Origin of the sequence: Streptomyces sp. NPDC058662 (assembly GCF_042716255.1) — a bacterium.
In the GTDB taxonomy this organism is placed as follows: domain Bacteria; phylum Actinomycetota; class Actinomycetes; order Streptomycetales; family Streptomycetaceae; genus Streptomyces.
Genome location: NZ_JBHXRU010000078.1, coordinates 20,894 through 30,508 on the forward strand (window position 1 = coordinate 20,894; position 9,615 = coordinate 30,508).

Consider the following 9,615-nt stretch of genomic DNA (forward strand, 5'->3'; position numbering starts at 1 on the left):
CGTGCTGCTGTGACCGCAAGAAGCGAACCTTTTGGGAGCGACTCAGTGAAGAGTGACGGCATACCGGTGGTACCGGACGCGGCGTGGCTGGAGGAACGGCTGGGCGAGGGCTCGCTCTGGCGACCGGACGAGGCCGCTCTGCCGACCGAGTTGACGCATGCCCGGTCGAGGGAGTTCCTGCGCACGGTCGGCTTTCCCGCCGTCCGCCTCGGCAGTGTGGGGATCGACACGAGGCACCTGCGGAACGAGGACGGGATGGCGCCGTTCGACGCCGACGAGATCTTCGGGGAACGTTACCCCGACGACGACTCCCCGCCCGAGAACTTCTGCTTCACCGTGGCCACGCTGTACGACCAGCACCTGATGCTCGACGCGGCCGACGGCGGCATCACCCACTACGACCCCAACGGGTGGGACCACGGCGCCGGATGGAAGGGCCCGGCCGCCGATGACCTGCCGACGCTGGCCGTGCTTCTCGGGCTGATCGCCGAGTCGGGCAGCGCGTTGGAATCGACCGACGACGCTGTACGCACGACCGCGCTCGCGCAGCTGCGCGAGCGCATGGTCGAGTGTGAGCCGGACGTGGGCGACTCGGCGTTCTGGGACGAGATCTTCGATTCCCTGGACTGAACTGAGGCGGCGGGCGGCGGGCGGCGGGCGGCGCGCGGCGGGCCGGCGCCGTGGCGTTCGCAGTCCGGGACGGCAAGGTCGCGTCACCGCGCGGTAGCGCCGCCGCGGACCGGCTCACGCGCCGCCGGTGAGAGCCCGTCCGCCCGGCCGGACCGGCTCACGCGCCGCCGGTGAGGGCCTTCCCGCCCGAGGCGGCGAGCCGGCGTTCGAGGGGTGTGCGGTAGCAGGGGGTGACGCGGGTGTCCGCGAGGAAGGCGGCCAGGCGGGCGGCCTCCTCCTCCACGGCGGCGCGGGCGGCCCTGCCCGGATCGGCGAGGAGGTGGTGGTTGACACGGCCCTCGGAGTCCTGGGCCCAGGCGCCGATGACGCGCCCGTTCCACCAGACGGTGGGGCCGATGTTCCCGTTGCAGTCGAAGAGCGCGGCGGTGTGGTCGGGGTCGAGGTACCAGTGGCGGTGCCGCCAGCCCATCGCCGTGGGGTCGAGGCTGGGCTGCAGGGCCGCCCCGGGCTCGTCGTCCGCGGGGGGTTCGAGGTCGCCGGGAAGGAGGTAGCCGGTTCCCTCGTCGAGTTCGACGGCCTGTGCGCCGACGGCGGCGACGGCCGTGCGGGCATCGGTGAGGGTCCAGCCCGTCCACCACTTCAGGTCGTCCACCGTCACCGGCCCGAACGCCGCGAGGTAGTGGCGGGCGAGCGTGGCCCTCGCCTCGGCCGGGGGCACCTCCGGCAGCGGCTGGGCCGGGGCCCAGCGGAACTGCGCGGAGGTCCACGAGCCGGCCGGGCGGCCCCGGCGGATTCGGCCCTCGGCGGCGAGCGCGCCCAGGACCGGTGAGCTGACCCGCTGGCGGGACTCGTACGGCTTCCCGGGGAACGTGACGATCTGCTCGCGCAAGGCGGGTACGTCGACGGCCAGTTGGGCCGCGGTCACTTCGCCGCGCGCGGTGATGGCGTCCAAGGCGGCCTGCTCCACGGTCGCGTAGCGCCGCTCGTCCCAGCCGAGGGCCTCGTGCAGCCGCGTCAGGGCGTCCGCGCGGTGGCGGCGGCTGTCCTTGACGGTCGCGGACCGAACGGACGGGGCCAGTGCTGCCGGGAGGACGAACATGGTTCGGCGCATGCACCGTATGCGCTCCAGGGCCGGCGCGGGAGGCCGGTCGTCGCCGGAGGTGCCGGACGCGGCGTCGTACAGCGCCCGGTCAATGGCGGCGACGGTGGGCGCCCGCATACGGGCGGCCGCGGCGAGGAAGACGGTCGCGGGGTCGGTGGCGTGCAGCGCGAGCAGGGCGTCGGCCGCCTCCAGCGGGGTCGTGACCCTGGTGGAGGCGGTGAGCAGGTGCCGCCGGACCAGGCGTGCGCGGCGCTCGGCGGCGGTGATACGGGGAAGGGCGGGCATCGTCGCGGTGTCCCGGGTGTCGGCGGCGGGTGTCGGCGGCAGGGGTGGGCCGCGGGTCGGTGGGCCGCGGGTCGGTGGGCTGCGTGGACGGGCCGGCCTCAGCGCACGACCTTGATGCCGAAGTGGCCGCCGAACCCCTGGTTGAGGCCGAAGCCGATGGCGGAGTGCATATGGGCGTACATCTCCATGCCGCGGGCGCAGACCAGCGGGCCGAGGTCGAGGATGTCGGTCCAGCCGTAGGACCGCAGGAGCTCGCAGGCCTGGAGTTTGGCGTCGTCGTGGTCGCCGGCGACGAACATCGTGTGGTCGCCCGCGCCGATGGCCTTCGGATCGACGACCGTGGTCTGCTCCTGCGTGACGAACGACTTGACCACACGGGTGCCGGGCAGGGCGCGCTGGATCCGCTCGCCCAGGCTGTCGGTGTCGCAGGGGTCGAGCTTCGGCATCACACCCCACGGTGTGGGCCAGGGGTGCTCGCTCTCGTGCTGGTAGATGTACGGGACGGCGTAGTCGATGAGGGTCTTGCCGGCGAGGCTGTCGCCGATGGCGGACAGGGCCGCGACGGCGTTGTGGCCGTCGATGCCGTTGATGACGAGCTCGTCGGCGGCGGCCGCGGCCGCGCCGAAGGGCATCAGGGTGACGGCGGGACGGTCGGCGAGCCACTCCTTGTAGGGCGCGTTCCCCATGATGTCGGGCGCGGTCCGGGCCAGGGTGGCCTCGGGGTCGCGGGTTCCGACGAACACCTCGTGGCCGAGCTCGACGAGCTTGGCGGTGTGCGCGCGGGCACCGCCTCCGGTGCCGAGAATGGTGATCTTCATGGGGGAATCCTCCCGGTTGAGTGCTGTATGCGGAGGTTCCACCGTAGAAGTATTTCCGGACAGGATGTGTCCTTTGAAAGGGGCATAGTGGAATTCATGGCCACCGATACGACCGCCCGGACCCTGCGGCTGCTGTCCCTTCTGCAGACCCGGCGGGAGTGGCCGGGCCTCGACCTGGCCGACCGGCTCGGGGTGACGGTGCGCACCGTACGCCGCGACATCGACCGGCTGCGCGAACTGGGCTACCCGGTCGACAGCGCCCGCGGCCACGGCGGCGGCTACCGTCTGGCCTCCGGCACGGACCTGCCGCCGCTCCTTCTGGAGGACGACGAGGCCGTCGCCGTCGCCGTCGCGCTGCGCACCGCCGCGGGCGGTCTCACCGGCATCGAGGAGACCGCCCTGCGGGCCCTGGCCAAACTCGAACAGGTCCTTCCCCGCCGGTTGCGCGGCCGGGTCACCGCGCTCCAAAGAGCCGTCGCGGGCATCACCTGGGAGGACCGCGGGCCACGTACCGATCCCGCCCTCCTCGCCGCCCTCGCCGTCGCCTGCCGGGACCACGAGACCGTGACATTCGACTACACCGTCCGGAACGGACCGCCCGCGGCCCGCCGCGTCGAGCCCTGCCACCTGGTCGCCTCGGGCAGCCTGTGGTACCTCCTCGCCCACGACGTCGCCAGGGACGACTGGCGCGTCTTCCGCCTCGACCGCATATCCGCCGTCGCCGCGACCGGCCGGCGCGGCATGGCCCGTCCCGTACCCGGCGGCGACCCCGCCGCCTTCGTCGCCCACCGACTCTCGACCGCGCCCACCCGATACCGCGCCGTCGCCACCGTCCAGGCCTGCGCCGACCACGTCCGCGCCCGGACCCGGGGCCTGGCCGGCCGCGTCCGCCCCATGGGCGAGGGCACGTGCCTCGTCGACGCCTCGGACGACTCCCTGACCCGTGTCGCGCAGACCCTCGCGACCCTGGGCACCGACTACACCCTCGATGCCGACCCCCAGGTCGTCCGGCACCTCCGCGACACGGCCCAGCGCTTGTTGCGCGCCACAGGCTGACCCCCGGTCCGCACGGGCGTCGCGGGCGCCCCCGCGCACTCGTTTGCTTGCTCCACATGGTGGGGTCGCTCGATGTGTTGCATGGTGACGAAGAGTGAACATCTCTCCGCGTGCCGCGACGGAGCGACCCCGCGAGCCGGGCGAGCGCGGCCGGGCACGGCGGTGCATTCGGACGGAGCTATCCATGAGTGATGACGCCATACCCGGCGCCGACGCCGACCGCGACGCCGACGCCTACCGCTCGGGCGAGGCCGGGATCCGGCTCGACGTAGAGATCGGGGCCGAGGCCGGGATGCGGTCCGAGGCCGAGCCCAGGTCCGAGGTCGAGCCCGAGCCCGAGTCCGAGGTCGAGCCCGAGCCGGGGGCCGAGACCGACCTCCGGTCGGAGACCGACCCCGCGGCCGCCACCGACCCCGCCACCGCCCCCGCGATCGACCCCGCCCTCGCGACCGACCCCGTCCGGGCGGACGCCGAGTCGGCGCCGCTCCAGGACTCCGCAGCCCCGCGGCCCGCACCGGCCACGCCGTCCTCCGCATCCGGCGCCTCCCCGCGGCCGGCGGAGGAGGTCGCGGACCTGAACGAGGTGTCGCGTGCCGCGGAGGGCGGCGCCAGTCTGCGCATGCTGCTGGAAACGGCGGTGACCCGCCGGTCCGTGGAGGAGGTGGCCGACCTGGTGACCCTCCTGCGGCGGTCCGGGCAGGTCCCCGACGCGGCGGACCAGGCCCTGCGGGCCGCCGCGGTGAGCCGCCCCATCGAGGACGTCATCTCCCTCGCCGTCCTCCTGGCCCAGGAGGACGAAGCGCAGGACCGGCCCCAGGTCGACCCCGAGCCGGAGCCGGTGCCACGCCGCGGCCACCGGCCCGAGCCGGAACGCCGAGCCGCCCGCCCGCGCCCCGCGCGCAAGCGCGCCCCTCGCGCCCCCCGCGCCGACCGCCCGACGCGGAAGGCGGCGAAGGCGGCGAAGGCCGCGCAGGCGTCGGAGCCGGACGCGTCGCGCGGCGCCGCCGGGCGGGTGCTGCGATGGCCGGTGGCGGCGGTCCTGGCCGTGTCGGGGCTCCTGTACCTGCCCCGCCACCCTGCCCGTCTCCTCGACGACGGCGGCCTGTCGGCCTGGGTGCTGCTGGGGCTGGCGGGCGTGTGCCTGACCCTCGCCGCGCTGGTGCTGGGGCGGGAGCGCGCCTGGGTGTGGACGGCCGCGACGGTGACCGGGATCGGGCTCGTGCTGGTCCACGCGCTCGCGACGGTGCTGGAGGCCGACCTCGCGGGTGGTGCGGGAGGCGCCCTCGTGCCCTGGGCAGGCGGCGCCGCGATGCTCGCGGCCGGCCTGGTCGCCGCCCTGTCGGTGCTGGCCCTGCTCTACCGCTCGGACCAGCCGGATCCCGAGCCCGAGCTGCCGGTCCTCGTCCTGCCCGACACCGTGCCGAGTCCGCTGGACACACCGTCCGACCCGGCGCCCGGCCTCGCGCCGGTCCCACCCCACGAGGCGGAGGCCGCAGCCCCGTGAGCGGGAGGGGGCGTCCCCCCGGGCGTCCCCCCGATACGAAGACCCTGGGCGGACGGCCCAGGGTCCGCGGGTTCGGCCGGCACAGCGGACCCGCGAGCCCCAGCCGGGGGACCGCGGCGCTCAGGGCGGGGACGTGCGGAGCCCGCCCGTACGCGTACGTGACCCATGCCGGCCGCCGGCGTTCACACAGCATGAACACCATGAAGCGTGTACTCGCCACCGTCACCCTCGCCGGCGCGGCCCTGTCCGTCACGGGCGCGGTCCAGGCCGCTGACGGCCCGCAGGGCGGCCTGCCCGCGATCGAGAACCTCGATACCGGCCTGCCGACCGACCACCTCGCCGACGGAGAGCTCGCGGGCGACGTCGTCTCGGAGGGCGGCCTCACGGGCGTGCTCACCGGCGGCCTCGGCAACTGACCCCGCCGGCCCTTCGCGCCCCGGGGCCGCGCCGGCCCTTCGCGCCCCGGGGCCGCGCCGGCCCTTCGCGCGCCCCGGCGGCCCCGCGGGCCTTCGCGCGCCCCGGCGGCCGCCGGCGTACGTACCGGCGCCGTCATTCCAGGCGGCCCACGTGTGTGATCACGACGGCCGGGGGAGCCCCGGACGTGATCTCGTACACGACCCGGTAGCGGCCGACGTGGATCCGCCGCAGCCCCGCGCCGTAGGCCGCGGCTCCCGGAGGGCGCGGCTGGCCGGCCAGGAGGTCCACGGCGTGCAGCAGCTGCCGCAGGCCGTCCGGGTCGTCCGCCAGGTGCCGTGCCGCCCGGGAGACCGCGGCCTCGTCCCACACGATGCGGTAACCCATGGGTCGTACTCCCTCCGAGCCGGTACCGGCCGCCCCCGCCTGCTGCGCGGGTGGGTTCCGCGCGCGGGGTCGCGCGCCCCGTCCAGCGCCTGCCCGCCGCCATGACCCGTACGCCGGGACCCGGGGCCGCGTCAAGGAGCGGGCGTCCGCGCCTGGGCGGGAGGGGACGAACACCACGTCCGACCGGCCGCCGTACGGGTTGGGCGGCGTCCGCGGCCGCCGGCGGGACCGCTCAGTACCGCTCAGGCGGTACGGGCATATCGCTCAGGCGGTCCGGGCGGTACGGGACTCCAGCCCCTCGACGGGCGGCGGCAACCGCAGCGGGCGGGTGACCGCGGCCCGGAAGTCGGCCAGGCCGATCGCCAGCGCGGCCCGGGAGGACGCGGGCATGGCGGCCATCGCCTCCGTCAGGGCCTGCTCCCTGCGCTCGCGCAGCTGACCCAGGTAGGCCCGGCCGACGGGCGTCAGCGTCACCTGGGTCTCGCGCCGGTCCTCGGGTCTGGCATGCCGTTCGAGGAAGCCGACGGCCTCCAGGCGGTCGCACAGCCGGGTGACGGACGGCGGAGCCGCTCCGAGGAGTCGCCCCAGCTCGCGCAGATTGAGGCCGGTGTTGCTCTCTATGAGGAAGAGGACCCGCGCCTGGGCGGACGAGACCGGCGGCGCGCTGACCGTGTCCCGGCCGCGTTCCCAGACCACCTCCAGCAGCTCGATCAGGTCGCTCATCCCTGCCGCACCGGACGCGGGGTGGAGCGGGGGTCGGTTCGGACCGCTACTCATGTGACACTCCCACCTGACGAATACGCTGCCCCGGTCCAGCGAGTCCGCGGACTCGCCGCCCCATCTTGGCAGCTCTGAGAGAGGCAGGACCGAAGCCCGTGGCACCAACCGAGGGAGTGGAGCGCATTCTGCGCGCCTCCGCGCCGCACGAGCTCGTCGAGAAGGTTCGGGAGGTCCTGTCCGGGCGGCACGGAGCGACCTCCGTCGAGCTGCTGATGGCGGACTACGCCCTGGCGCGGCTCCAGCCCGTCAGCCCGGGCACGGCAGACGCCGCCGGACCGGTTCCGGTGCACGGCAGTGCCCCCGGCCGCGCCTTCGGGGCGCAGGAGGCGCACGTGGCCGCCCAGGGGGACGAGGTGGCGGTGCACCTGCCGGTGAGCGTGCGCGGTGACCGGCTGGGGGTCCTGAGCGCGGTGTTTCCGGCGGACGTCTACGGTTCGCACCTGCTCGGGGACCTCCAGGAGACGGCCGACGCGCTCGGCCACGAGTTGACCGTGGCCGAGCGTGACACGGACCTCTTCCTGTGCGCGCGGCGGGCCACCCGTCTCACCCTGGCCGCGGAGATGCAGTGGCAGCTGCTGCCCGGGCGCTCCTGCTCACGCCCCGAGTACGACCTCGGCGGCCATCTGGAACCCGCCTACGCCATCTTCGGCGACAGCTTCGACTGGTCGGCGTCCGCCGACGACCTGGTCCTGACCGTCAACAACGGCATGGGCGAGGGGATCGACGCCGCGCTGCTCACGCACCTCGCCGTGAGCGCCCTGCGCAACGCGCGCCGGGCCGGACTGGCGCTCGCCGACCAGGCCGCCCTCGCGGACCAGGCCCTCTACGGCCAGCACCGCGGCCGGCAGTACCTGGCGATGCTGCTGCTCCGCTTCTGCCTGCGCACGGGGGAGGTGGAGGTCGTCGACGCCGGTTCGCCCCGGATCTGGAGGCTCCGCCGCGGCGTGGTGGAGGAGGTCGAGCTGGAGGCCCAGCTCCCGCTGGGCATGTTCGAGGACACCGTCTACACCTCGCAGCGGTTCCGGATGCTTCCCGGCGACCGGCTGTTCTTCGTGAGCGACGGGGTCTACGACGTCGTCTCGCCCAGCGGCGAGCGGTACGGCCTGCGCGCGTTGACCCGCGTGTTCATGGAAACCCGCCTGCTGCCGCCCTCGCAGGTGCCTCAGGCGGTACTGAGGGCGCTGGCCCAGCACCGGGGTGAGATCAAGGCCTCGGACGACGCCATGGTCGTCTGCCTGGACTGGCGCGGTCGCGAAAGTGCGGAGACCGGGGCCGGGACCGGGGCGGGGACGGGCGCGGGCGGGTCCTAGCAGCAGCCGTGGCGGGCCGTCGTCGGGGCTTGCGGGCACCGACGACGGCACCGGCCGAGGGATGATTGACTACTTTGAATATTGCCCAGCGGCAAATGATCGCTAAGCTCATCCCTGACGAGCGGCGTACGTCGAGTGCGCGCACGTCCGGCGAGAAGGGAAAGTGACGCGTGGAGAGCTCTCCCGGCTCCTTGCCGGCCCCGGCCGGCGATCACGCGCCCGCGCGCCCCGGCCCCCGACCGTGCGAACGCCCGGCCCAGGACTCCGGGCCGGCCTTCGCCACCAGCGTCATCCACGCCCCGCAGGAGCCGGCGTCGGACACCAGCAGCTGGATCTCCGCGCCGTACTCCACCCCGAGCGGTGAGTCGACGCGGACCGTCCTACGCCACAGAGGAAGCAAGAGGGGAACATGGACACGCAGAACGCCAGCGCGCGCAACTATGTCGAGATGAGGTCGGACGGCGACGTGCGCATCGTCGTCATGGCCGGCGAGTTCGACATGGACACGGTGGAGGAGCTGCGGACGGCGATGGATCCGGAGGTTCCCGGCGTCGCACGCTTCGTGCTCGATGTCTCGGGGGTGACCTTCGTGGACTCGACGGCGCTCAGCATCATGCTGCAGCCCGCGCTGGACCGGCATGTGGTGCTGGCGGGGGAGGTGCCGCACCGGTTGGCCCGCCTCCTGGAGATGACCGGAGCGAACCGGGCCTTCGCCCATGCCGTCAGTGTGGCCGAGGCCACAGTGGTCGAGCTCCCGCCGCAGCGGCGGTAGGGGTCCCGCCTCCCCGGATCCGCCCTCACCCGCCCTCCCGGCGGCTCAGCGGCCCTCCGGCCCCGGCTCGTGCAGCGGCCCCGCCGCCGCGCGGGCCCGCGCACGGCCCCCGCCGTCCGGACCAGGGGGGGGCACCTGCGCGGAGGGGGAGGGAGGCGCAGGTGCCCACAGGTGGCGGCCGGGGCCGCTCACCGGGCCGGCCGCCATATCCAGCGTAGGTTCATCCGCCGCGCGAAGTCACCCGACGGCCCCCGAGGCCCGTGCGCACCGCGCGCGTGCAGGGCCGGGCAGCGCCCGCGGCGCCCGTGCCGACCGACCTCGCCGCACCCGCCCCCGGCGCCCCGTACGCGTCGCCGCAGGCCGTTCCCCTGATCCCGCACGCCCCGCGAACGCCGGCGGCCACCCGCGCCGCGTCCCGCGCCCGGAAGCCGCGCCGCGTCCCGCGTCCCGCGCCCGGAAGCCGCGCCGCGTCCCGCGTCCCGCGCCCGGAAGCCGCGCCGCGTCCCGCGTCCTGCGCCAGGAAGCCGCGCCGCGTCCCGCGTCCCGCGCCCGGAAGC

11 protein-coding genes are annotated in these 9,615 nt (G+C 75.0%); 6 read left to right on the forward strand and 5 right to left on the reverse strand.

Annotated features, from left to right (window positions below):
- Window positions 1–45 precede the first annotated feature (45 nt).
- Complete coding sequence (locus ACFWUQ_RS23590; RefSeq protein ID WP_384541300.1) at window positions 46–630, forward strand: SUKH-4 family immunity protein; 585 nt, start codon at window positions 46–48, stop codon at window positions 628–630.
- Between the two features lie 157 nt (window positions 631–787).
- Here ACFWUQ_RS23590 and ACFWUQ_RS23595 read toward each other — a convergent pair whose 3' ends face one another.
- Entirely contained in the window at window positions 788–2,017 is a 1,230-nt protein-coding gene (locus ACFWUQ_RS23595) for a winged helix DNA-binding domain-containing protein (RefSeq protein ID WP_384541302.1), read from the reverse strand.
- A gap of 98 nt (window positions 2,018–2,115) precedes the next feature.
- Complete coding sequence (locus tag ACFWUQ_RS23600; protein WP_384541305.1) at window positions 2,116–2,835, reverse strand: NADPH-dependent F420 reductase; 720 nt, start codon at window positions 2,833–2,835, stop codon at window positions 2,116–2,118.
- A gap of 96 nt (window positions 2,836–2,931) precedes the next feature.
- Here ACFWUQ_RS23600 and ACFWUQ_RS23605 point away from each other — a divergent pair, with 96 nt between their 5' ends.
- From ACFWUQ_RS23605 to ACFWUQ_RS23615, 3 genes are all read left to right on the forward strand, one after another.
- Window positions 2,932–3,891 carry a helix-turn-helix transcriptional regulator gene (locus ACFWUQ_RS23605; RefSeq protein WP_384541307.1) on the forward strand — a complete coding sequence of 320 codons (960 nt, stop codon included), beginning with the start codon at window positions 2,932–2,934 and terminating at the stop codon, window positions 3,889–3,891.
- A 184-nt stretch (window positions 3,892–4,075) separates the two neighbouring features.
- Entirely contained in the window at window positions 4,076–5,395 is a 1,320-nt protein-coding gene (locus ACFWUQ_RS23610; RefSeq protein ID WP_384541310.1) for a hypothetical protein, read from the forward strand.
- A 200-nt stretch (window positions 5,396–5,595) separates the two neighbouring features.
- Complete coding sequence (locus ACFWUQ_RS23615; RefSeq protein WP_384541313.1) at window positions 5,596–5,811, forward strand: hypothetical protein; 216 nt, start codon at window positions 5,596–5,598, stop codon at window positions 5,809–5,811.
- Window positions 5,812–5,944: 133 nt separating this feature from the next.
- Here ACFWUQ_RS23615 and ACFWUQ_RS23620 read toward each other — a convergent pair whose 3' ends face one another.
- Window positions 5,945–6,196: a type II toxin-antitoxin system RelE/ParE family toxin gene (locus tag ACFWUQ_RS23620; protein ID WP_384541315.1), complete on the reverse strand. Its 252-nt coding sequence runs from the start codon at window positions 6,194–6,196 to the stop codon at window positions 5,945–5,947.
- A 264-nt stretch (window positions 6,197–6,460) separates the two neighbouring features.
- Window positions 6,461–6,919, reverse strand: a complete 459-nt coding sequence (locus ACFWUQ_RS23625; protein ID WP_384541318.1) for a MarR family winged helix-turn-helix transcriptional regulator — start codon at window positions 6,917–6,919, stop codon at window positions 6,461–6,463.
- Between the two features lie 152 nt (window positions 6,920–7,071).
- Here ACFWUQ_RS23625 and ACFWUQ_RS23630 point away from each other — a divergent pair, with 152 nt between their 5' ends.
- Window positions 7,072–8,286, forward strand: coding sequence for a PP2C family protein-serine/threonine phosphatase (locus ACFWUQ_RS23630; RefSeq protein WP_384541321.1), 1,215 nt, complete (start codon window positions 7,072–7,074; stop codon window positions 8,284–8,286).
- A gap of 211 nt (window positions 8,287–8,497) precedes the next feature.
- Here the strand turns inward: ACFWUQ_RS23630 and ACFWUQ_RS23635 are convergent, their stop codons facing one another.
- Window positions 8,498–8,686, reverse strand: coding sequence for a hypothetical protein (locus ACFWUQ_RS23635; protein ID WP_384541324.1), 189 nt, complete (start codon window positions 8,684–8,686; stop codon window positions 8,498–8,500).
- Window positions 8,687–8,695: 9 nt separating this feature from the next.
- On the opposite strand from ACFWUQ_RS23635, the gene ACFWUQ_RS23640 reads away from it, so the two are divergent.
- Window positions 8,696–9,058, forward strand: a complete 363-nt coding sequence (locus tag ACFWUQ_RS23640; protein WP_384541326.1) for an STAS domain-containing protein — start codon at window positions 8,696–8,698, stop codon at window positions 9,056–9,058.
- The last annotated feature ends 557 nt before the right edge of the window (window positions 9,059–9,615 follow it).